Origin of the sequence: Aurantibacter aestuarii, from assembly GCF_003008425.1 — a bacterium.
GTDB classification, from domain to species: Bacteria; Bacteroidota; Bacteroidia; order Flavobacteriales; family Flavobacteriaceae; genus Aurantibacter; species Aurantibacter aestuarii.
On sequence record NZ_PXOQ01000007.1, the window covers coordinates 184,421 to 208,078 of the forward strand.

General features: G+C 32.0%; 22 protein-coding genes. 9 read left to right on the top strand and 13 right to left on the bottom strand.

The window, feature by feature from the left end; all coding sequences use genetic code 11:
- Positions 1-45: 45 nt before the first annotated feature.
- On the top strand, positions 46-1,596 hold the full coding sequence (locus C7H52_RS02010) for a DUF4301 family protein (RefSeq protein ID WP_106462215.1): 1,551 nt from the start codon (positions 46-48) through the stop codon (positions 1,594-1,596).
- The gene (gene arfB / locus C7H52_RS02015) at positions 1,596-2,006 is read left to right on the top strand and encodes an alternative ribosome rescue aminoacyl-tRNA hydrolase ArfB (RefSeq protein ID WP_106462216.1); all 411 of its coding nucleotides are present in this window, start codon (positions 1,596-1,598) and stop codon (positions 2,004-2,006) included. The genes C7H52_RS02010 and arfB overlap by 1 nt, the downstream gene beginning before the upstream one ends.
- 54 nt (positions 2,007-2,060) lie before the next feature.
- On the opposite strand, the gene C7H52_RS02020 is transcribed toward arfB, so the two are convergent.
- Together C7H52_RS02020 and C7H52_RS02025 are read right to left on the bottom strand one after the other, a co-directional pair.
- Entirely contained in the window at positions 2,061-2,807 is a 747-nt protein-coding gene (locus tag C7H52_RS02020) for a uroporphyrinogen-III synthase (RefSeq protein ID WP_106462217.1), read from the bottom strand.
- A 30-nt stretch (positions 2,808-2,837) separates the two neighbouring features.
- Positions 2,838-3,476: a DUF4271 domain-containing protein gene (locus tag C7H52_RS02025; protein WP_106462218.1), complete on the bottom strand. Its 639-nt coding sequence runs from the start codon at positions 3,474-3,476 to the stop codon at positions 2,838-2,840.
- Positions 3,477-3,586: 110 nt separating this feature from the next.
- Between C7H52_RS02025 and C7H52_RS02030 the strand changes: the two genes are divergently transcribed.
- From C7H52_RS02030 to C7H52_RS02040, 3 genes are read left to right on the top strand one after another with little or no spacing between them, the layout of a single operon-like run.
- A complete protein-coding gene (locus C7H52_RS02030; protein ID WP_106462219.1) occupies positions 3,587-4,333 on the top strand; it encodes a polyprenol monophosphomannose synthase in 747 nt (248 codons plus the stop codon).
- The gene (locus C7H52_RS02035; RefSeq protein ID WP_106462220.1) at positions 4,323-5,669 is read left to right on the top strand and encodes a dihydroorotase; all 1,347 of its coding nucleotides are present in this window, start codon (positions 4,323-4,325) and stop codon (positions 5,667-5,669) included. Before C7H52_RS02030 ends, C7H52_RS02035 begins: the two co-directional genes overlap by 11 nt.
- A gap of 2 nt (positions 5,670-5,671) precedes the next feature.
- Positions 5,672-6,115 (top strand): DUF4296 domain-containing protein, encoded by a 444-nt coding sequence (locus C7H52_RS02040; protein WP_106462221.1) that lies wholly within the window; start codon positions 5,672-5,674, stop codon positions 6,113-6,115.
- Between the two features lie 2 nt (positions 6,116-6,117).
- Here C7H52_RS02040 and C7H52_RS02045 read toward each other — a convergent pair whose 3' ends face one another.
- Positions 6,118-7,122, bottom strand: coding sequence for an NAD-dependent epimerase/dehydratase family protein (locus tag C7H52_RS02045; protein WP_106462222.1), 1,005 nt, complete (start codon positions 7,120-7,122; stop codon positions 6,118-6,120).
- A 71-nt stretch (positions 7,123-7,193) separates the two neighbouring features.
- Here C7H52_RS02045 and tyrS point away from each other — a divergent pair, with 71 nt between their 5' ends.
- Positions 7,194-8,507 (top strand): tyrosine--tRNA ligase, encoded by a 1,314-nt coding sequence (gene tyrS, locus C7H52_RS02050; RefSeq protein ID WP_106462223.1) that lies wholly within the window; start codon positions 7,194-7,196, stop codon positions 8,505-8,507.
- A gap of 410 nt (positions 8,508-8,917) precedes the next feature.
- Here the strand turns inward: tyrS and C7H52_RS02055 are convergent, their stop codons facing one another.
- The 3 genes from C7H52_RS02055 to C7H52_RS02065 form a co-directional block, all read right to left on the bottom strand.
- Positions 8,918-9,898 carry a LuxE/PaaK family acyltransferase gene (locus C7H52_RS02055; protein WP_106462224.1) on the bottom strand — a complete coding sequence of 327 codons (981 nt, stop codon included), beginning with the start codon at positions 9,896-9,898 and terminating at the stop codon, positions 8,918-8,920.
- A 152-nt stretch (positions 9,899-10,050) separates the two neighbouring features.
- A complete protein-coding gene (gene pckA / locus C7H52_RS02060; protein WP_106462225.1) occupies positions 10,051-11,661 on the bottom strand; it encodes a phosphoenolpyruvate carboxykinase (ATP) in 1,611 nt (536 codons plus the stop codon).
- A gap of 57 nt (positions 11,662-11,718) precedes the next feature.
- The gene (locus C7H52_RS02065) at positions 11,719-12,120 is read right to left on the bottom strand and encodes a DUF423 domain-containing protein (protein ID WP_106463056.1); all 402 of its coding nucleotides are present in this window, start codon (positions 12,118-12,120) and stop codon (positions 11,719-11,721) included.
- A gap of 70 nt (positions 12,121-12,190) precedes the next feature.
- On the opposite strand from C7H52_RS02065, the gene C7H52_RS02070 reads away from it, so the two are divergent.
- Entirely contained in the window at positions 12,191-13,555 is a 1,365-nt protein-coding gene (locus tag C7H52_RS02070; RefSeq protein WP_106462226.1) for a saccharopine dehydrogenase family protein, read from the top strand.
- A 128-nt stretch (positions 13,556-13,683) separates the two neighbouring features.
- Positions 13,684-14,154, top strand: coding sequence for an Lrp/AsnC ligand binding domain-containing protein (locus tag C7H52_RS02075; protein WP_106462227.1), 471 nt, complete (start codon positions 13,684-13,686; stop codon positions 14,152-14,154).
- Positions 14,155-14,206: 52 nt separating this feature from the next.
- Here the strand turns inward: C7H52_RS02075 and C7H52_RS02080 are convergent, their stop codons facing one another.
- The 6 genes from C7H52_RS02080 to mfd form a co-directional block, all read right to left on the bottom strand.
- Positions 14,207-15,178, bottom strand: a complete 972-nt coding sequence (locus C7H52_RS02080; protein ID WP_106462228.1) for a T9SS type A sorting domain-containing protein — start codon at positions 15,176-15,178, stop codon at positions 14,207-14,209.
- Positions 15,179-15,293: 115 nt separating this feature from the next.
- Positions 15,294-15,617, bottom strand: coding sequence for a hypothetical protein (locus tag C7H52_RS02085; RefSeq protein ID WP_106462229.1), 324 nt, complete (start codon positions 15,615-15,617; stop codon positions 15,294-15,296).
- Between the two features lie 62 nt (positions 15,618-15,679).
- The gene (locus C7H52_RS02090) at positions 15,680-16,393 is read right to left on the bottom strand and encodes a Bax inhibitor-1/YccA family protein (RefSeq protein WP_106462230.1); all 714 of its coding nucleotides are present in this window, start codon (positions 16,391-16,393) and stop codon (positions 15,680-15,682) included.
- A gap of 35 nt (positions 16,394-16,428) precedes the next feature.
- Complete coding sequence (locus C7H52_RS02095) at positions 16,429-17,124, bottom strand: zinc metallopeptidase (protein ID WP_106463057.1); 696 nt, start codon at positions 17,122-17,124, stop codon at positions 16,429-16,431.
- Positions 17,125-17,269: 145 nt separating this feature from the next.
- Positions 17,270-18,571: a TlpA family protein disulfide reductase gene (locus C7H52_RS02100; RefSeq protein ID WP_106462231.1), complete on the bottom strand. Its 1,302-nt coding sequence runs from the start codon at positions 18,569-18,571 to the stop codon at positions 17,270-17,272.
- A gap of 43 nt (positions 18,572-18,614) precedes the next feature.
- The gene (mfd, locus tag C7H52_RS02105; protein ID WP_394336009.1) at positions 18,615-21,920 is read right to left on the bottom strand and encodes a transcription-repair coupling factor; all 3,306 of its coding nucleotides are present in this window, start codon (positions 21,918-21,920) and stop codon (positions 18,615-18,617) included.
- Between the two features lie 241 nt (positions 21,921-22,161).
- Here mfd and C7H52_RS02110 point away from each other — a divergent pair, with 241 nt between their 5' ends.
- Positions 22,162-22,593 carry a tellurite resistance TerB family protein gene (locus C7H52_RS02110; RefSeq protein ID WP_106462233.1) on the top strand — a complete coding sequence of 144 codons (432 nt, stop codon included), beginning with the start codon at positions 22,162-22,164 and terminating at the stop codon, positions 22,591-22,593.
- Positions 22,594-22,645: 52 nt separating this feature from the next.
- On the opposite strand, the gene fbp is transcribed toward C7H52_RS02110, so the two are convergent.
- Positions 22,646-23,650, bottom strand: a complete 1,005-nt coding sequence (gene fbp / locus C7H52_RS02115; RefSeq protein WP_106462234.1) for a class 1 fructose-bisphosphatase — start codon at positions 23,648-23,650, stop codon at positions 22,646-22,648.
- Between the last annotated feature and the right edge of the window lie 8 nt (positions 23,651-23,658).

Here is a 23,658-nt window from a genome sequence, read left to right on the forward strand (position 1 = left end):
GTAGTTTTAAAATGTATTTTAGACTAAAGTAAACCAACTTATATTTTGAATTTCAGCAAAGAAGATCTTTTATTAATAGAAAAAAAAGGTATTAAAACCTCAGATATTATAAACCAGCTTCAGGTATTTAAAAAAGGCTTACCTTTTATTAATCTTCATGAAGCTGCGACTCTTGACAATGGGATATTACAGATAGAAAATGCAGAAAAAGAAGCTTTAATTTCTTTTTATAACAAGCAAATTGATCAATTAAATGTGGTTAAATTTATTCCTGCTTCTGGTGCCGCCACAAGAATGTTTAAGTTTTTATTTCAATTTTTAGAAAGCTATAATAAAGATCATGAAAGCATTAATGCTTATATAAATAAACATAACGCCTCTCAACTTTCTGTTTTTTTGGTAGGGTTGGAAAAGTTTCCGTTTTATAAAACCTTGTTACAAACTGCTCTTCAGAAAGATAAAAACTTTGAACATAAATCTATAAATGATAAAGTTGTCTTCTTAATTCAGTTAATACTTGCAGAACAAGAATTAAATTATAGCAACTACCCAAAAGGTTTACTACCATTTCACAAATATAAAGACCACATTGCAACTGCTTTTGAAGAGCATTTATTTGAAGCAGCAAAATATGCTGCATCTAATGGCGTTGCAAACTTACATTTTACTATTAGCGAAAAACATAAATATCAGTTTGATAAGGAGTTTGAACATATAAAAACAATTGTAGAACAAAAGACGCATACCAAATTTAATATCTCATTTTCTTACCAAGAAGAAAGCACCGACACTATTGCTGTAAACTCTAAACTACAGCCATTTAGAGACCAAGAAAATAATTTACATTTTAGACCTTCGGGACATGGTGCATTACTGAAAAATTTAAATGCATTAAGTGCAGACTTAATCTTTATAAAAAACATAGACAACGTTGTTATTTTTAAATATGAAGATGAGATTGCAACTTATAAAAAATTATTAGCTGGTCTACTTCTAAAAAAACAGCATAAAATATTTAATTATTTAAAAATATTAGAAAAATCAGAAATTAAGGAACAACTAGTAATCGAAATTAAAGGTTTTTTAAGTACCGAATTAAATGTTGAGATTAATAAAGACTTTAATAAATTTTCTAAAAAATATCAAATTGACTATTTAACAAACAAGTTGAATAGGCCAATACGCGTTTGCGGTATGGTTAAAAATGAAGGAGAACCCGGTGGCGGACCTTTTTGGGTAATAAACACGGATGGCTCTAAAAGCCTACAAATAGTAGAAACTGCACAAGTTGATATATCAAACAAAAAACAATTGGCCATATTAAACAGTGCCACTCATTTTAATCCTGTAGATATTGTTTGTAGTACAAAAGACTATAAAGGAAACTCTTTTGACTTAAATGATTTTATAGATGAAAACGCTGCTTTTATAACTCAAAAAACAAGATTTGGCAAAGTAGTATATGCTTTAGAGTTACCCGGCTTATGGAATGGCAGTATGGCAAAATGGAATACTATTTTTGTCGAAGTCCCACTTATAACATTTAATCCTGTTAAAACAGTAAACGATTTACTGAAACCTGCACATCAAGTTTAATGCTTAACTATAATGACATCTATAACGAATGTGTTTTTAAAGCTGTTAGAAGTTCGGGCTCTGGTGGCCAACATGTAAATAAAGTTGCTACAAAAATAGAGGTTTACTTTAACGTAAAAGACTCTCTTGTTTTAAGCGATAATCAAAAAGAAAAAATTTTAGACAAGCTAGAAAACAAACTCTCAAAACTGTCTGAACTTATAATAACCGCTCAAGACACTAGGAGTCAATTTAAAAACAAACAATTGGCGTTTGCCAAACTTTTAGATCTCCTAAATAGTGCTTTAGCAAAAGTTAAAAAAAGAAAACCAACCCAAGTTCCAATAGCAGTAAAAATAAAGCGTTTAAAATTAAAACGCTCAAAGTCTGATATTAAGAAATCCCGACAGAAGCCCAGATTAGATTCATAAAAAAGGCTTACAATAAATATGCAAGCCTTTTTTTAAAGTTTAAAATACAAATTCTTATTTTTTATTTTCTTTATCTATATACTTCATTAAAGCCATAGACATACTTGGCGTTTCTGGGGTTGGCGCTGCAATATCCACACGCAAACCTTTTTCCTCAACCGCTTTAATTGTAGTATTTCCAAACACAGCAATCTTAGTGTCATTCTGCTTAAAGTCTGGGAAATTATGAAATAAAGACTCTATACCACTTGGACTAAAAAATACTAATATATCGTAAAACACATTTTCTAAATCAGACAAATCACTAATAACGGTTCTATAAAAAGTGGCTTGTTTCCAGTCTATTTTTAAATCATTTAAAATTTCTGGTATCTCATCTTTTACTTTATCTGTAGTTGGCAGTAAAAACTTTTCGTCTTTATACTTTTTAATAAGTGGTACCAATTCAGAAAAAGTACGTTTACCCACATAAATTTTACGCTTTCTGTAAACCACATATTTTTGCAAATAATAAGCAACCGCTTCAGACTGACAAAAATAACGCATGGTATCTGGCACCTTAAACCTCATCTCGTCCGCAACTCTAAAAAAATGATCTACTGCATTTCGACTTGTTAAGATAATGCCCGTAAACTTGGTTAAATCTATTTTTTCCTGTCTAATCTCTTTTGCAGGGACACCTTCTACGTGTATAAAAGGTCTGAAATCTATTTTAACTTTATGCTTTTCACTCAAATCAAAATATGGAGAGTTTTCAACTTTCGGTTCTGGCTGAGAGACTAGTATTGTTTTAACTTTCATAAATGCCTACTTTTTTAAATTTCGTTATTTTTATATAATAAGCTTATACAAAATAACATAAGGTGAAATTTCAAGTGCGCAAAGGTACAAAATAAAATAAAACATATTTTGCTTAATCTTTTCAAAAAAAGGTTTTATTAAAATAATGTAGCTAATCAGGTATAATAAACCTAAGCCATATAATATCCAAAGTGCATAAACTTTAGAAAAACCGTTATGATAACTTAAGTAAGCCAAAAATGGTAAACTAAAAATCCCAAAAAAATGTCTATAACTTATTTTTCTAAAAAAATAGGGTTTAAAGAAAAAATCTAATTGTAAAATCTTAGAAAGCGTCAATTCTAAAACTAATTTCATCCCATAAAACAGAAAAACTGCTAAAAATATAATAGTAAATAGTTTAAAATCTGAATTTGTATTAGAGTCTGCTTTTACAAACTGAAAAATAATTGCAGAAGACACGAGATTAAATACTAAAAATATAAGACTATTAAAATAGTCAAAAATCTTTAAGTCTTTACTATATCTGTTAACATATTGAGAATTAACTAAAATACCAAAGTAAGTATATAATCTTTTTGTGTTGGTGTATTTTGCCAAGGTGATTAGTACTAAACATATTAAAAGCACTATGGTTATTGTGTCGTTAGATAAAGGTGTTCTTAGCATGCTATAAAATTAGCATTTATTAAAAGTAATATTATTGAAATTTTAGACTTTTTTTCAAAAAAAAATGGTTTTAAAAACAGTACATTTGTACAAATTTTTTGATTTTTTTCATGAGTAACAGTATAGTTATAATACCAACTTATAACGAAATAGAAAATATTTCGGCTATAATTCATGCTGTTTTTAATTTGGACAAATCTTTTCACGTTTTAGTGGTAGATGACAATTCTCCAGATTTAACTCACAAAAAAGTAGAAGAATTACAACAAGAATTTCCTAATGAGCTTTTTCTGGAAGTCAGAAAGAAAAAGTCCGGTCTTGGCACTGCTTATATTCATGGTTTTAAATGGAGCTTAGAAAAAAACTACGACTATATATTTCAAATGGATGCCGATTTTTCACACAATCCAAAAGACCTTTTAAAATTATATAACACCTGCGCCAACCACAACGCAGATTTAGCGATAGGTTCTAGATATGTCACTGGAGTAAATGTGGTAAACTGGCCTTTAAGCAGAGTAATATTATCCTATTTCGCATCGGTATATGTTAGGCTTATTACAGGGATGAAAATACACGATACCACTGCTGGTTTTGTATGTTATAAAAGAAAAGTTCTTGAAAGATTAAATTTAGATAAGATTGAATTTATTGGCTATGCATTTCAAATTGAAATGAAATTTAAGACATATTTGCAAAACTTTATCATAACAGAAATTCCGGTTATCTTTACAGATCGTGTTAAAGGTGTCTCAAAATTAAGTTCTGGCATTATTTCTGAAGCTATATTTGGTGTTATTACCATGAAACTAAAAAGTATTTTTAAAACCTCTCAAAATAAAGAAAATGACCTATAAAACTACCTTAATTAAAAACGCAAGAATTGTTACCGATGGACGTGTGTTTGAAGGTGATGTTTTAATTCAAGACGAACGTATTGTAAAAATAGATGATTCAATTAGTGTTAAATCTGCAGACGTATTTGTTTTAGATGCAGAAGGCAAATATTTACTACCTGGACTTATAGATGATCAGGTACATTTTCGTGAGCCAGGATTAACTCATAAAGCAAATATTGCTTCAGAATCTCGAGCTGCAGTTGCTGGAGGAATTACTTCTTTTATAGAAATGCCTAACACTAACCCACAGACAACAACTATTGAAGCTTTTGACCAGAAATTACAAATTGCTTCAGAAAGTGCATTTGCTAATTACGGATTTATGTTTGGGGGAACAAACGATAATCTTGAGGAAATAAAAAAATTAGACAAACGCAAGGTTGCGGGATTAAAATTATTTCTTGGCTCTTCTACAGGTAATATGCTGGTAGATAATCCAGATGTTTTAGAGAAAATTTTTAAAAGTACCGATTTAGTCATTTCAGTACATTGTGAAGATGAAGAAACTATAAAGGCAAACACTTCAAAATACATTGCAGAATATGGTGAAGATATCCCTGTTAAATATCATCCAATCATAAGAAGTGAAGATGCTTGCTATATTTCATCTTCAAAAGCTATAGAACTAGCAAAAAAAACAGGTGCTAGATTACATGTTTTTCACTTGTCTACAGGAAAAGAAACAGAATTATTTTCTAATAAAACACTTCTAAAAGATAAAAAAATCACAGCCGAGGTTTGTATCCATCATTTATGGTTTAATGATAAGGATTATGATACAAAAGGCACCTTAATAAAATGGAACCCTGCGGTTAAGACAGAAAAAGATCAACAACAACTTTTAAAAGCATTATTAGCCGATAAAATTGATGTGATTGCTACAGACCATGCGCCTCATACTTTAGAAGAAAAAAATAACGTTTATACCAAAGCACCTTCTGGTGGGCCATTAGTACAGCACGCTTTACCTGCATTATTAGAAATGCATCATCGAGGATTAATTTCTATCGAGAAAATTGTTGAAAAAGCTTGCCACAATCCTGCTATATTATTTAATGTTAAAGATAGAGGTTATATAAAAGAAGGCTATTATGCCGATTTGGTTTTAGTAGATTTAAATCAACCTTGGACTGTTAAAAAAGACAACTTACTTTATAAATGTGGATGGTCTCCTTTTGAAGGCACTACATTTAAATCTAGAATTTCTCATACTTTTGTAAATGGTCACTTAGCTTATAACAACTTTAAAGTTAACGAAAACCGTTTTGCAAAAGCTTTAACTTTTAACCGATAAATTTGAAACTAAACTGCTTGCTCTTAAGTATTACTTTTCTGTTTTTTACATCTTGTTATGATGTACAAAAACCAGAAAAACCTGATCATTTTTTAGATGAAAATGAAATGACTCATGTTCTGGTAGATCTAGCCATAATATCTGCTGCAAAGGGTATTGACAAGCGTAAACTTGAAGAATTAAATATTCTACCTAAAGAATATGTGTTTCAAAAACATCAAATTGACTCAGTAATATTAGCACAGAACAATACTTACTATTCGTATCATTTAGAAAAATATAACTCAATTTATAAAAGAGTGAACGATAGTTTAAATACACTTAAAAAAATAGCTCAGGATAAAACGTTGATTAAATTAGAGAAATCATCTGTTCTTAAACAAAAAAATCTTAAAAGTTTAAAAGACTCTATTCCTAAAAAACCAAGAGCTTTTGGCACTAATTAAAATTACTTAGAAATATATATTTCACAAGTCTGTTCTATTACCTCATTGATGGTTTGAAAACTATAGTTTAAAGTGTTTTTTATTTTATGAGCGCTATAACTGTCTTTTTTTAAGGCTGTCTTAGCCATACTTTTTGTGAATTTTCTTTTACTATTAAACAAAGTATGTTTTAACCAGTCTATTCTCCACGCTATTTCAAGAAGTAACCGAGAAGCCTTTTGCTTTGGTGCAGATTTTTTTAGGCTTTTAGCAATAGCATTAAAAAATTCTTTGTAGCTCCAATTCTCGCTTACTAAAACAAAACGTTCATTAATTATACTACTTTTCATAAGTTTTAACATGGCATCTACAACATCATTTACTCCAACAAAACCAGTTATCCCAGTAGTGAAATAATTTAAACCTTTATCTACTTTTCTAATAAGTGAGCCACTACCTTTATACCAAAACCCAGGCCCAATAATTACTCCTGGGTTGACAATTACAGCATTTAATCCTTCTTGTGTGCCACGCCAAACTTCTAACTCGGCACCATACTTGGAAATTGCATATACCGAATTTTTAGCCTCATTGTTCCAGTGCGTGTCTTCCGTAATCTTGTCATCGTTTAGAGTTGCACCTAAAGTTGCAATACTGCTTACATAACAAAGTTTTGAAACGCCATAGGACAAACACAAGTTTACTATATTGGCAGTACCTTCAATATTAGTTTTTTTTAAGGCATCAAAATCGGATGGAGTAAATGAAATCATTGCTGCACAATGATAAACTTCTTTAACATCTAAAAATGCTTCAGTTAATTGTGGAATATTGGTAATATCTGCCTTAAACCATTCAATTTTAGTAAATATGTCATCGGGATTAGAAACATAAAATGAAAAACACTTTTTAAGCGCTTCAAAACTATTTTCATCTCTATAAATAGCTTTTACTGACGTATTAGTTTTCACTAATTGTAATAATAAATGAGCTCCAACTAAACCTGTTCCACCTGTAACTAATACCATAAAACTAAATTAATTAATTATCGGCTAACTAAGCTATTGTTTTTATATTTGTTGTTTAAATTTTAGTAGATATGACAACAAATCCTTTAGTAGAAGAATTAACTTGGCGTGGTATGGTTCACGATATGATGCCAGAAACCGATATGCAGTTAAATAAAGAAATGACTACAGCTTATATTGGTTTTGATCCTACTTCAGATTCGTTACATATTGGAAGTTTAGTCCCAATTATTTTATTGGTTCATTTAGAGAAAGCCGGACATAAACCTGTCGCTTTAGTAGGTGGAGCAACTGGTATGATTGGTGATCCTTCTGGAAAAAGCGACGAGCGTAACTTGCTGGATGAAGCTACACTTAACCATAATGTCGCAGGTATAAAAAGTGTCTTATCTCGTTTTTTAGATTTTAATTCCACTAAAGACAATGCCCCAGTTTTAGTAAATAATTACGATTGGATGAAGAATTTTAGCTTTATCGATTTTGCTAGAGACGTTGGAAAACGTATTACTGTTAATTATATGATGGCTAAAGATTCTGTTAAAAAACGTTTATCTGGAGACGAAGGAAATGTCGGAATGTCTTTTACAGAATTTACCTACCAGTTAATACAAGGTTACGATTTTTACCATTTACATAAACACCTTAATTGCAAATTACAAATGGGTGGAAGCGACCAGTGGGGAAATATTACTACTGGAACCGAATTGGTAAGACGCATGAATGCTGGAGATGAAAAAGCAAAAGCTTATGCTATGACCTGCCCGTTAATTACTAAAGCAGACGGTTCTAAATTTGGTAAAAGTGAAGGTGGAAACATCTGGCTGGATGCTGAAAAAACTTCAGTATATAAATTTTACCAATTTTGGTTAAACACAACCGATGAGGATGCTGAAAAATACATTAAAATTTTTACGTTTTTAGACAAAACCACCATTAACCAATTAATTGCTTCTCATCAAGCTGAACCTCATCTAAGACAATTACAAAAACGCTTAGCAGAAGAAGTTACCACATTTGTGCACAGTAAAGAAGATTTAGATAACGCCATAAAGGCTTCAGAAATTTTATTTAGTAAAGATTTCAAAACAGATATTAATGCTTTAAATGAATCTTTATTCTTAGACGTTTTTGAAGGTGTAAAAACTTCAGAAGTTTCTAGAGACAAAATTGAGGCAGGTATAGATATGATTGCTGCACTCTCTGCAGAAACTAATTTTTTAGCAAGTAATGGTGAAGCCAGACGTGCCTTAAAAGAAAACTCGGTTGCCGTAAATAAAGAAAAAGTAACTGAAGATTACACTATTAACAACAGTGATTTAATCCATAATAATTATGTTGTAATTAATAGAGGTAAGAAAAAAACTTTTATTATTAAAGTCGTATAAATAGAAAAAAGCGCAGTTTTCTAAAACTGCGCTTTTTAAATAGAAAATTAGTAAACCAACCAAAAACTAATTTTCATATATAATAGACTATTCAAATGCTTTAATAAAAACCTCGACTTAAAGATTAAACCGAGGTTTAAAAAACAAAATTAGTAAACCAACCAAAACTAATTTTTCTCTTTCACTTCTATATACGTAAATAAATAGGTTAAGGTTTTAATTTTTAACGTTTTATAAGACAAAAGCTCTAATTTTTTCAAATCAGAGCTTTTTTTAGAAAAATTAGTAAACCAACCAAAAACTAATTTTCTTTTTCATAATACCTAAGTCGTAGAAATAAGTTTATACTTACACCTACATATATGTTTTTTGTAATAAAATTAGATACAGATTTTTGGTGACCTATGGTGTTATAGAGCCATTAAATTACAACCTCTAATATCACTTGCATCAAAACGACCAACGACTTCAAAACAACCATTAGGATGCACTTTACCTAAATCCTGAGTAGCTATAAAACTACAGGAATTAAAGTTTGCAAGATCAATTATGTTAAGACCACCTGTTTTTCCTTTTTTTTGAATAGATAAAGCATCTTCTGGATCTCTTGTAATTACTTTCATCCAAGAAGGACATTTAAAGATTCCGTTTCCTTTAGAATAGGCTTGACTTAATAATTCAGTCATTCCATACTCACTATGTATGCAATCCACTCCAAAACCTTTTGTTAGCACTTGATGAAGTTCTTCTCTAATTAATTCTTTACGCATCCCTTTCATTCCACCAGTTTCCATTATCGTGGTATGTTGTAATTGAAACTGATAGGTTTCTATTAAAGTTAATAGTGCAAAAGTAACCCCAATAAGTAATGTTTTTTGACCTTTAGCTTCTAGTTGATTAATCTTGGTTTTAAGTTGCTCGTATTGGTTGAGATAAAAACCACTATCAGGCTGTTTTGAGCGTTTAATTAAATCATCTACCATATAGATTAAAGATGATCCTTCACGCTCCAAATAATTTGGCAGAAGCGCTAAAATGACATAATCTTCAATTGGACCATAAAAATGCTTAAATGCATTTATATAACTTTCTTCATAAACTGAACAATCGGTTACCAAATGTTTACTAGTTATACTTCCAGTGGTTCCGCTACTGGTAAAAGTTTCTTGAACTGATTGTTGAGAAGAAATAACTTCATGAGATTTGAAAAACTGAATAGGTAAAAACGGAATATCTTCAACCTTAGAAACAGTGCTTGGATGAATGTACAATAAGTCACAGAAAGACCTATAAACACTATTGTTTTCAAACTGAAACTTAAACACTTTTAAAGCTTGACGCTCAAAGTCGGCTTCCGTTTGTATACTAAAAATATCCCTAGCGTGTATCATTGTTATTTAAGAACTGTAAAAATATGGAAAATATTTTTGAGAAATAGTGTGACTTTCACTGGAAGCTAATAGAATTAATAAACGTATTAAATAAAAAAGGTTGTTTAACAATTACATTAAACAACCTTCTTATTTATAAACTTAATTAAAACTTACTTTGTGTTTGGCGCTCCTGCTAATATTTCATCATTAGCAATATCTTCAAACTTACTAAAGTTATCTTTAAAGGCTTGAGCTAATTTATAAGCTGTTTTATAATAGCCTTCATCGTTATTCCAAGTTTTTCTAGGACTTAACACTTCAGTAGGAACATTTGGACAAACTCTTGGTTGTTTAACACCAAAAACAGAGTGAATGTGGTAGTTGTCTTTATTGGCAGCCTCTAAAGAACCGTCCATTGCAGCAGTTATCATTGCTCTAGTATATTTTAAAGCCATACGCTTTCCTACACCATAAGGACCACCTGTCCAACCGGTATTTACTAGCCAAACCGTAACTCCTGCATCCTGCATTTTTTTGCTTAGCATTTCTGCATACTTTGTAGGATGTAATGGCATAAATGGCGCACCATAACAAGCAGAGAAATTGGTAACTGGCTCTGTAATACCAGCTTCTGTTCCTGCTACTTTAGCTGTATAACCAGAGATAAAATGGTAAGCAGCCTGACCAGGTGTTAATTTTGAAATTGGAGGCAAAACTCCAAATGCATCTGCTGTTAAAAAGAATATGTTTTTTGGATTTTTACCTATAGAAGGCTCTTGTATATCGTTAATATGATAGATAGGATAACTTACTCTCGTATTTTGAGTAATCGAAGTGTCTTCAAAATCTACTTCACCTTTATCATTCATCACCACATTTTCTAATATCGCTCCACGCTTAATAGCATTAAAAATGTCTGGTTCTTTCTCTTCTGTTAGATCTATCACTTTTGCATAACAGCCACCTTCAAAATTAAAAATGGTGTTATCCTTAGTCCACCCATGCTCATCGTCTCCAATTAGCTTACGTTCTGGGTCTGCAGATAAGGTGGTTTTTCCTGTTCCTGATAAACCGAAAAATATAGCTGTATCGCCATCTTTACCAACATTGGCACTACAGTGCATTGGCAAGGTGTTTTTAAATACTGGTAAAATAAAGTTTAACGCAGAAAAAATTCCTTTTTTAATTTCTCCTGTATATCCTGTACCACCAATAAGAGCTATTTTTCTTGTAAAATCTAAAATAGCAAAGTTATGCTGGCGTGTACCGTCTTTTTCTGGGTCTGCCATAAAACCGGGTGCATTTACAATAGTCCATTCTGGTGTAAAATTTTCTAACTCAGCTTCAGTTGGACGTAAAAACATATTATGGGCAAACATATTGCTCCACGGATATTCATTAATAACACGAATATTTAATTTATAATCCTGGTCTGCACAAGCATAAGCATCTCTTACAAAAACTTCTTTTTCAGAAAGGTAATTGGTTACTTTATCGTAAAGTGACTGGAATTGATCCGAATCAAAAGGAATATTTATATTACCCCACCATACTTTATCTTCTGTAATCGCATCTTTTACAATAAAACGATCTTTTGGCGAACGCCCAGTAAATTCTCCTGTTTGTATAGCTATAGCGCCTGTACTAGACTCCTTTCCTTGTCCTTTTTCTAATATGGTGTCATGAAGTTGGTCTGAAGATAATTGATAATGAACCTTAGCATTTTTTATCCCGTATTGGTCTAACGCAATCGATTTCGTAATTTTTGTATGGTTTACCATAATTTAGTTATGTTGTTAATAAGGTACAAAGCTAATAATTATATAAAACAAAAAAGTTTATTTTTCGAATAAAATATTTTTTTCCTTTAAAATTGCGAATAATAACAGAAGCCATGCTAAAATTAACATTAAACCACCTATTGGTGTTAAAAAGCCAATAGCCTTAAAATTAATTCCAGTTAAAACTGAGGTAGTTAATAGGTAAATTGATAAGGAAAATAAAATAATTCCTAAAACCGTAAGAATTAAAATGGTCTTTTTATTGTTGCTTGATAAAAATGAAAATTGACTTATGACTAACAAAAAGAAAGCATGATACATTTGGTATTTTACACCTATCTCAAAACTTCTTAAACTAGCTTCAGAAATAGCGTTTTTTAGACCGTGCGACGCAAAAGCACCTAGTATAACACCAATTATTCCTAGTAATGTACCTGTAATTAATATCTTTTTATTCATAGTCATTTTTTTTAATCCCTATTACTATTTTGTACATTCGTGCTTACAAATTTACAGATTACTTATCATTATGCGAAACATATTAATTATTGGTTCAGGAAAATCGACCTCTTACTTAATAAAATATTTACTTGACAAATCGGAAACCGAGCAGTTACAAATTACCATTGGAGATTTAAATCTTGAAGCTGCAAAAAAAATGACTCAAAATCATAAAAATGCTACAGCTATAACTTTAGATGTTTTTGATGCCGTGTCCAGAACTGCTGCTGTTAAAAATGCAGATATAGTAGTATCCATGTTGCCTGCACGTTTTCATATTGAAGTTGCTAAAGACTGTATTGCTTACAAAAAACATATGGTGACTGCTTCTTATGTAAGCCCAGAAATGGAAGCTTTAAACGATGATGCTATTGCCAATAATCTTGTTTTTATGAACGAAATTGGTGTCGATCCTGGAATTGACCATATGAGTGCCATGAAAGTGATTGATGAGATTAGAGAAAAAGGCGGTAAAGTCATTTTATTTGAAAGTTTTACAGGAGGACTTGTAGCTCCAGAAAGCGATAATAATCGTTGGAATTATAAGTTTACTTGGAATCCAAGAAATGTGGTGGTTGCTGGTCAAGGTGGAGCTGCAAAATTTTTACAAGAAGGCCAGTTTAAATACATACCATACCAACGCTTGTTTAGAAGAACCGAGTTTTTAGATGTAGAAGGCTACGGACGTTTTGAGGCTTTAGCCAACAGAGACTCTTTGAAATACCAAGACGTTTATAAATTAGATCATGTTAAAACCCTATATCGAGGTACTATGCGTCGTGTTGGTTTTTCCAGAGCGTGGAATGCATTTGTTCAATTAGGGATGACGGATGATACCTACACTATAGATGATAGTGAAAATATGACTTATCGTGATTTTGTCAATGCTTTTTTAGCTTATAGTCCAACAGACTCTGTAGAACTTAAATTTCGTCATGCTTTAAAAATAGATCAGGACGATGAAGTTTGGGATAAATTTTTAGAACTGGATATTTTTAGCGATACCAAACCTGTAGGTCTAAAAAAAGCTACACCTGCCCAAATATTGCAGAAAATATTAATGGATAGCTGGACTTTAGCCCAAGAAGATAAAGATATGATTGTAATGTACCACAAGTTTGGTTACGAAATAAACGGAGAAAAACATCAGATCGATTCTACAATGGTTACTCTAGGAGAAGATCAAACCTATACGGCTATGGCAAAAACTGTTGGTCTTCCGGTTGCAATAGCAACTATAGCTATTTTAAATAAAAAAATAACCACACCAGGTGTTCAAATTCCAATTTCTAAAGAGGTTTACCAACCAATTTTAAAAGAATTAGAAGATTATGACATTAATTTTAAAGAGACTAAAGTGCCTTATTTAGGTTACAATCCTTTAAATTTATAATAATGACGTTACCCTTAGTTTAAAAAAACTAAGAGTCGCGTTTTACATTGTATCTTTTTCTCGTGCTGAATTTATTTCAGCATCTCAAAAAAGGATACCATTTCAACCGCTAACGCAACAATTATCTTATGAAAACCAACAACCAGACTATTATAATTGACGGAATAGATAAAAAAATTTTAAGGGCGCTTATGGAAGATGCCAGAACACCAATTTTAGAAATTGCCCGACAAGTCGGCATTTCAGGTGCAGCTATACACCAAAGGTTACGCAAACTTGAAAAATCTAAACTTTTAAATGGCTCTAAGTTTATTATAAACCCTAAAGCGTTAGGCTATACTACTATGGCTTTTATAGGTGTTTATTTAGATAAAGCAGTTAGTAACCCAGAGGCCGTAAGAGAATTAAAAAAAATTCCAGAAGTTATCGAGTGTCATTACACCACAGGAAACTGGAGTATATTTATAAAGATACTGTGTAAGGATAATGAGCATTTAATGCATTTACTTAACAACGATATTCAATCTATAACAGGTGTATCTAGAACAGAGACTTTTATCTCATTAAACCAGCAAATAGACCGACAAATCAAAATATAAAAAAAAAGAGCTTCATCACTGAAGCTCTTTTTCATTATAGAATAGATTGCAATTAGTTAACAATCATTTTTTTAACAATTGAAGAACCTTCAGTAGAAATTGTAATAAAATACAATCCAGTAGTTAGCTTATTACTTAAGTTTAGAGTCTTATCTGTTTTTACATTATTTAACTTTTCAGTATAAACAATACGACCATTCGCATCTGCTACAGAAATCTTTGTTAAACTATTTCCAGAATTTTTTATAGTAAAAGTTCCTTGTGATGGGTTTGGAAAAAGTGCAACGTTACTGTCTAATACTGTAAAACTAGCAGTAGATAAAGTAGCCATAAAGCTACAAGGTGCTGGCTGGTCAAAAGGAGTTGCATCACTCACGTTCCAATTTGCAGGGTTATGTATCGCGGCTCTTAAAGTAACTGCTGTTCCTGAAGTTACACTGCAATTGTATATAGCATTATCAACTTCTGGAGCTATAGCTATTGAAGAGTTAGCTAAAGTATCGAAAATTGAAGGTTTAGCAGATTCACTTGAACTTGTAGCATCTGCATCCCAGTCGCCATTCATCTGAATAGCCGCAACAAAACCAGATTGGTTGGCATTACTATTTGGTATGTTAGCTGGATTGTAAGCTAAAATTTGGTCTCCACCAACAGCTAGATTGAGTCCTGAGCCAGTTAAACTTCCTGCGATGTTACCCGAATTGTCTCTAGCTTCAAATGGAATTCTTGATATAGAAATTTGTACACCTGCACTATAATTACTTGTAAAAGTTAGTACAACAGTACTTTCACCTGTTCTAAAGCCTCCAGCAGCTAACCATCCATTTTCTGTAAAAGCGATTTGTTCTCCTGCAACCACATTTATTAGTAGTAAGAAAGAAAACTGGTCGTCTTCTCCCGACGGGTTTCCGACGCCATCAGACTGATAACCTGTAAAAACAATATCACCAAGCGCAAACTGTGCAAAGCTGGTTTGAAAAGATATTGTCATTAATATAGTAACATAAAGTAGTTTTGTTTTCATAAGATGAATTTTTAAAAAATCACGCAAATGTAAACCAAAAGCACTATCAATTGTACACTGTAAATATGTTAAAATTTCATAATTTTTTTAATCTAACAAACTGGTTATAAAAGGCTTAATAAAATTTTAAAAAAGCGAATAAAGGTCTATCTTTTAAATAGGTCAAGCAGCTTTCATTTGTGTAAGCTTCTTGTTCAAAACTTATAGTTCTATATGCTTTATTCCAGTTTTTATACTTTACAACCCTTACCAAAAACTCTATGACGTACCATAAGTAAAATCCAATTACTAAAAGCTCCAATTGCTGTTTTAGATGAATCCGTTCATGATTTAATAAAACGGGATTGTTCTTTAATTCCTTTTGCCTTAAAATGATAAAAGGAAATAAAGTAACGGCATTATAGCCTTTCATTAAAAGTGCTTTACAAATGATAACCATAGCAGTTTTTATAAAAAAGCCTCTAAAAAATTTAGAGGCTTTTTTAATATATTTTATTCTTGTTAATCTCTAGACATAAAAATTTGAAGCACATACCAGAATAATAACATTAAGGCTGCAAATAAACCTAAAGCTGCAGGTATGTATTGATCTTGCTGGTATTTATGTATTAAGTTTGAAGTTTGGTACAAAATACTTCCTCCTGCCAATAAGCACATCGCTACAGAAAACCATAAACCTAAGTTAAAGCCAAAAAGGCTTCCGGCAATAATTAAGCCTATTGCAATAAAAAATCCAACAGTTAAACCTGTTCTTAAAAAAGAAAAATCTTTTTTAGTGATAAAAACTACTGCACTTAATCCTGTAAATAAGGATAAAGTCACTATGCCTGCTTGTTGCAAAATTTCTGGACCACTTGCGGTAAATGTTGCTGCAATATATATTAAAGGAACAAAAATTACAGCTTCTGCAAATATATAAGCAGCATAAGCTAAATATTGTAAATTTTTATTCTGAGACTTTAATGCTGTACTTTCCGCATAATGGGTAATAAACATAAATCCTCCTAAAAGCAATAACCACTTGTAACCATTTGTCATAGACAACATAAAGTTAACCACAGTATCACTTTGTAATAACAGGTATTCAAATAAAATAAAAACTAAAACGCCGCCTGCAACATGTGCATAAGTTTGCTTGTAAAATGCTACTTGAGCTGCATCATCGGTTTGTGATACCAAAAGTCCTTGGTTGGTTTGGTTTTGAAATTCTTCCATCTAATTTAAATTTAAAAGCTAAATATAAATAATTTTTAATCGCGACCTCCAAAAACTTGTAAAGCCCAATACAATAATGAAGCAATAGAACCAATTGCTGCTACTAAATAAGTTCGTGCTGCCCATTTTAACGCATCTTCAGAGCCTTTATATTCGTCTGGAGTTACTATGTTTTTAGCCTTTAACCAAGCCAATGCACGATTACTCGCATCGTACTCTACAGGTAATGTTATAATACTAAATAATGTTGCAAAAGCCATCATTGCCAAACCTGCAACCGCAACCCACCAACCTAAACCTAAGCCTGCTGCTGCACCTAAAGCTAAACCACCAAACACTAACCATTGACTCATACTAGACGTCACGCTTACAATTGGAACTAATTTAGAACGCATGGTTAAATATTGATATGCTGTGGCGTGTTGCACCGCATGCCCGCACTCGTGTGCTGCAACAGCTGCAGCTGCTGCATTGCGTTGGTTAAACACTGCCTCACTTAAATTAACCGTTTTATTTGCAGGATTATAATGATCTGTTAGACGACCAGGAGTAGATATTACCTGTACATCATAAATTCCATTATCTGCCAACATTTTTTTTGCAATTTCTTCGCCGCTCATTCCATTTCTTAAATGAACTTTAGAATATTTTTCGAATTTACGCTTAAGCTGGTTGCTAACCAGCCAACTTACCAGTGCAATTGTACCAATAAGTATATAATAGCCCATCATTCCATTCATGATATTTGATTTTTAAAATTTAATTAAAGATAACAAAAAGTAAGCCAATTAATGGCTAAGAAATTTTGTCAGTTGTTATGAAAAAATTTATTTACCTTAATAAGGTTTCGACTGCGCTCAACCAGAAATTTAACAATTAATACTCCGCTTTTTCTGTAAAAAACGCCTTTAATGCAGCAACGTCATAAGGCTTCGCTAAAATTTCTTTAGATTTATTTAAAATAAAAAAGGTTGGTGTCGCTTTAACATTGTAAGCGTCCCCAATTGTATTTTCCCATTTACCTTCACCATAAACATGTGTAAAGGTTTTAAATTCCTTAATCTTTTTTGTCCAGAATTCTGGCTCGCTTTCTAAACCAATTGCAATAACTTCTATTTTATTTTTAGGTTGCTGTTTTACAAAATCTTGAAGTATTGGCATTTCGGTTAAACAATGTCCGCAAGTACTACTCCAAAACGCCACGATATAATAGTCGGAGGATTCTAATTGATATAAAGAGGTGTTGTCAAAATCAAAATTTGGTGCTTTAGTTCCAATTGAGGTTTGTTGTAAAACATTAAGTTCGGCCAATAAAGCATCGTTACTAGTTTCTTTAACAATTTCCAATAAATACTGGTTCGCAATATAATTGGCTATTTCTTCCTTAGTTGAAGAAAATTGTCGCCACAACAACTCTAGAATTAAATTTTTAAACCCGTTTTGAGCACCAATTTGAGCAACCAAAGTATCTATATTTTCTTTTAAAGACGCGTTAACATTATTTGCATCTACAAACGTATAAACATAATCAAACGAGGCTTCCACCAATACACTGGAATTGAGTAACTGGATGTTTTTAAAGTCTAAATAATCAAAATAATGAGTCTTTTTTTCTTTAATAAACGTGGCTTCATTTTTATAAGTCGTCGGGAAATAAGGTCTCTTTGCAACTATAAAATTTGATACTAATTTATTACTCGCCGCTTTTTCATACTCGGTTTGCGTCTGTTTTAGAACCTTTATAAGTTTTAAAAAATTGCTTTCAGATTGATTTTTAGAGTTAAAAAAGTTTTTTAAACTCTCGTTAACCAAGCGCATACTTTTGTTGTACGATTGCCACAATTTATTTTCTTCGGAAGTTATAAACGTGCTGCCTTTATCGGTTTGAAAATTTACAACAACATCTTCGTTATTATAAATAACATCAAAATTATACTCTTCTTGTGGCATGGCATACACCACCTTATACATGCCTTTTTCTGCTTGGTCTTTTATAGTAAGGTGAAACTGACCCAAACTATCTACCGCACTATGGTTTTCATAAACCAATTGCGTAGGAGTTACTTTGTATAAAATGGCAATTTTATAATCTTTTGCAGGAGAAAAAACGCCTGAAACCGAATGCTGTGACCACACAAGCATAGGTAAACTGAATACTAAAAAAAATAGTTTTTTCATGATTTTGTAATATCTTATTTTATAAACAAATACAATGCCTGTTTTAGTTTTCAATAGGTTTTAAAACCGCCAATGCTTGTTTTACTGTTCTAATATTTTCAAAAGTTAATAATAATCGTAAACCTGCTCTGGTTTGCTTTTCCTTCATTTTACATTTATTTGCATTTTGCTGAACGTATTGTAACACTTTAGTAAAATTAGCACTTTGGTAAAATGCACTTTGCTGGTCATTTAGGAAGTATCCTATTAACTTATTTTGTTTCATAATGACTTTCTCAATCCCCATTTTAGTGGCTACCCATTTTAATCTTACCGAATTTAATAAATCTTCGGCTTGCGTTGGTAAATCGCCAAAACGGTCGATTAAGTCTTTTTCAAACTGAAGTAATTCGTCTTCAGTTTTTAGTTCGTTTAATTTGGTATAAAGTTTTAAACGCTCTGTAATATTATTAATGTAATCGTCTGGAAACAATAGCTCAAAATCACTATCGATAGTAACCTCTTTGACATAGACTTTATCTTCAAGATTGGTATCGTATAAATCGGCAAACTCGTTTTCTTTCAATTCTTCAATTGCTTCGGCTAAAATTTTCTGATAGGTATCAAAACCAATTTCATTTATAAAACCACTTTGCTCGCCACCTAATAAATCTCCCGCACCACGAATTTCTAAATCTTTCATGGCAATGTTAAAACCGCTACCAAGCTCGGTAAATTGTTCTAAAGCCGAAATTCGTTTACGAGCATCATCGGTCATTGCAGAATATTCTGGCGTAATAAAGTAACAAAATGCCTTTTTATTGCTTCGTCCTACTCGACCTCGCATTTGGTGTAAATCACTTAAACCAAAATTATTGGCATTATTTATAAAAATGGTGTTGGCATTGGGAACATCCAAACCACTTTCAATAATGGTAGTACTTACCAAAACATCGAAAGCACCATCCATAAATTTTAGCATAAGCTCTTCCAGTTTTTTCCCTTCCATTTGTCCGTGACCAATACCTACTTTGGCATCTGGCACCAAGCGCTGTATTAAACCAGCAACTTCCTTAATGTTTTCTATACGGTTGTGGATAAAGAAAATTTGTCCGCCACGTTCTATCTCATAACTTACAGCATCTCGTATAGCTTCTTCGCTAAAACGAATAACATGGCTTTCTATAGGATAGCGGTTTGGTGGCGGTGTGGTAATAACCGATAAATCTCGCGCTGCCATTAAACTAAACTGAAGTGTTCTAGGAATTGGCGTTGCGGTTAGGGTTAACACATCGACATTATCTTTTAAAGTTTTTAGTTTCTCTTTAACGGCTACTCCAAACTTTTGTTCTTCATCTACAATTAAAAGTCCTAAATCATTAAACTTAACGTTTTTATTAACCAATTGATGGGTTCCAATGATAATATCTACGTGACCTTTTTCAAGTTTTTCTAAGGTTTCTTTTTTTTGTTTTGCAGTTCTAAATCGGTTAACATAATCTACAGTAACCGGAAAATCCTTTAAACGCTCACTAAAGGTTTTATGGTGTTGAAATGCCAGGATAGTAGTTGGCACTAAAACCGCAACTTGCTTACCATTATCTACTGCTTTAAACGCCGCACGAATAGCAACTTCCGTTTTACCAAAACCAACATCGCCACAAACCAAACGATCCATTGGTCGCTCGCTCTCCATATCATTTTTTATATCCTGAGTTGCTGTAACCTGATCTGGCGTGTCTTCATAAATAAAAGACGCTTCCAGTTCATGCTGATAATGACTATCTGGATTGTACTGGTAGCCTTTTTCTAACTTACGTTTAGCGTAAAGTTTTATTAAATTGAAGGCAACGTGTTTAACTCTGGATTTGGTTTTTTCTTTAAGTGTTTTCCAGGCTTTACTACCTAATTTATAGACTTTTGGCGGTTTGCCATCTTTGCCATTAAACTTGGTTATTTTGTGTAAGGAATGAATACTTAAATATAAGACATCACGCTCGCCATAAATTAATTTAATGGCTTCTTGTTTACTGCCTTCTACATCTATTTTTTGCAATCCACCAAAACGACCAATACCGTGGTCAATATGCGTTACATAATCGCCAATATCCAAATTGGTTAATTCCTTTAACGTAATAGCCTGCTTTTTAGCATAACCATTTTTTATTTTGAATTTGTGGTAACGCTCAAAAATTTGGTGGTCGGTATAAACCGCAACTTTAATATCCTCATTTACAAAACCTTGATGTAAAGACAACTGAATGGTTTGGTAATGCACCTTAGCTTCCGCATCGTCAAAAATATCTTTGAAACGCTTGGCTTGTTGCTCGCTTACACAAGTAATATAATTGGTATAGCCTTTATTATGGTTGCTATTTAAATTATCTATTAGTAAATTGAATTGTTTATTAAATGCCGGTTGTGGCGACGTATTAAATTGAATAGTTCCTTCGGTAAGCTGAAAATAGTAGTTAGAACCAAATTCGACCAAACTGAAGGTTTCTAGTTGCGAACGTAGTAAGGCAGAATTACAAAATAAATCTTTAGGCTCGTTATGTTTTATAGCTTCACTTAAGGTTTTAAACGTTTCTTCGGCTTTACTAAAAAAATCGTCTATTCGAGAACATAATATCTCTGCATTTTTACTAAAAACAACCGTTTTTGAAGATATATAACTTAGGAAACTCTGGCGTGTTTCGTCAAACACTTTTGTAGCTACATTTGGTATAATGGTAATTTTCTTGATAGTTTGATTGGACAACTGCGTTTCGACATCAAAAGATCGAATGCTGTCTATTTCATCTCCAAAAAACTCAATCCGGTAAGGCTCATCGTTAGAAAATGAAAATACATCTACAATACCACCACGAACTGAAAACTCTCCAGGTTCGGTAACAAAATCTACCCGTTTAAATTTATACTCAAATAAAACTTCATTTAAAAAATCGATACTTAACTTATCATTAACCGAAACTTTTAAGGTATGACTATTTAGCTCTTTTCTAGTCACCACTTTTTCAAATAACGCATCTGGATAAGTTACAATTATAGCTGGTTTTTTTCGCGAATTTATTCGGTTTAAAACCTCTGCACGTAATAGTACATTGGCATTATCGGTTTCTTCAATCTGGTAAGGTCTTCTATAACTTCCGGGATAGAAAAAGACATCTTTCGTATTAATAAGCTGCTCCAAATCGTTTAAATAAAATGCAGCTTCTTCTTTATCATTAAATATTAATAAGAAAGGTTGCTCCTGTCTCTTAAATACTTCTGAAATAACAAAAGATAGCGACGAGCCTACTAAACCTTTTAAATGTGTTTTAGATTGATTTATGGCAATAGCCGATTGCAGATTTTCGGTTTGCGACATCTGTAAAAAGGCTTGCGAGAGATTAGATTTACTCACGAGATGTGTTTCTTTTTTTACAAATATAAGTCTTACAGTTTTTAGTTGGCTTTAAGAATATCTTAAAAATAAAAACAAGCACGATGAAATGTGAAAAAACAGGTTTTGTTCAGGAAAATTAGACTTATAAAAAATAGATTGTTTTAGGTATTCGTAATTTTTATTATTTATATATTTGCACGATAATTAAAAAATAAAGTAAAGTATGTCTTTTTCAGATTTATTTGATAGTGGTTTTAAAAAACGAAATGAAGATCATTTTGCTGCAATTGTTAGAGTTGCAATGAGTGATGGAGTAATTAGTGATGTTGAAAAAACGTTTTTAGATCGTTTAGCTCGTAATTTAGACATTAGCGAAAAAGACTACGAAATTATTTTAAAAGACTACAAAACACATCCAATTAATCCACCAAGTGATTACGATAGACGACTAGAGCGTTTATTTGATTTAGCACGTATGGTTTGGGTTGACCATATTAACTATGAAGAAAAAATGGTTATTTTAGAGCGTTTATGTGTTGGCTTAGGATTTAAATCTAGTAATGCTAAATATGTATCAGACAAGGCTATGGAACTTGTAAAACAAGGCGTTGATATTGACACCTTTTCTGATGAAATTAAAAATATGAATCGTTAATACTACGATACCATTATAAAAAAAAGCGACCAAATTGGTCGCTTTTTTTATTTTACTGTTGTCTCATAAATTCCTCTGCTTTTTCCACCATGTTTTTGCTACCGCAAATAAATGGTACACGCTGGTGTAATTCGGTTGGCTCGATATCCATAATTCTATTAAAGCCATCACTTGCTTTACCATTAGCCTGCTCTGCTATAAAAGCCATAGGATTACATTCGTATAATAATCTAAGTTTTCCATTTGGATCTTTAGCGGTTTGTGGATAAATATAAATACCGCCTTTTATCATATTTCTATGGAAATCTGACACTAATGAACCAATGTATCTTGATGTGTAAGGTCGGTTACCTTCTTCCATCTGGCAGTATTTTATATAATTTTTAATGCCTTGTGGAAAATGCACATAATTACCTTCGTTTACAGAATAAATTTGTCCATCTTCAGAAAACTGCATATCGGGATGTGACAAATAAAAGGTTCCAATAGCTGGGTTTAATGTAAACCCATTTACGCCATGACCTGTGGTATATACAATCATTGTGGACGTTCCATAAATAACATAACCGGCAGCTACTTGTGCTTCACCTTTTTGTAAAAAATCTTCAATAGTTACTGGTGTACCTACTGGAGTTACACGTCTATAAATTGAAAATATAGTACCTACAGACACATTAACATCTATATTACTAGAACCATCTAATGGGTCAATTAACACCACATATTTATTCTGGTTATTTTCATCTTGGCTATTTATAGAAATAAAATCATCTTCCTCTTCACTGGCAATTCCACAAACAATATTTCTATTTTTTAAGGTTTGTATAAAAATATCGTTCGCATAAACATCTAATTTTTGCTGGTCTTCACCTTGAATATTTTTATCGCCATGCGCACCAATAATGTCTACTAAACCCGCTTTATTCACATCGTGATTTACCACTTTAGCTGCCAGCCTGATGGAGTTTATTAAACGTGATAATTCTCCGGAAGTATATTTAAAAGCCGATTGGTTTTCAATAATAAATTCGCCTAAAGTTTTTGCTTTACCTAACATTTATATCG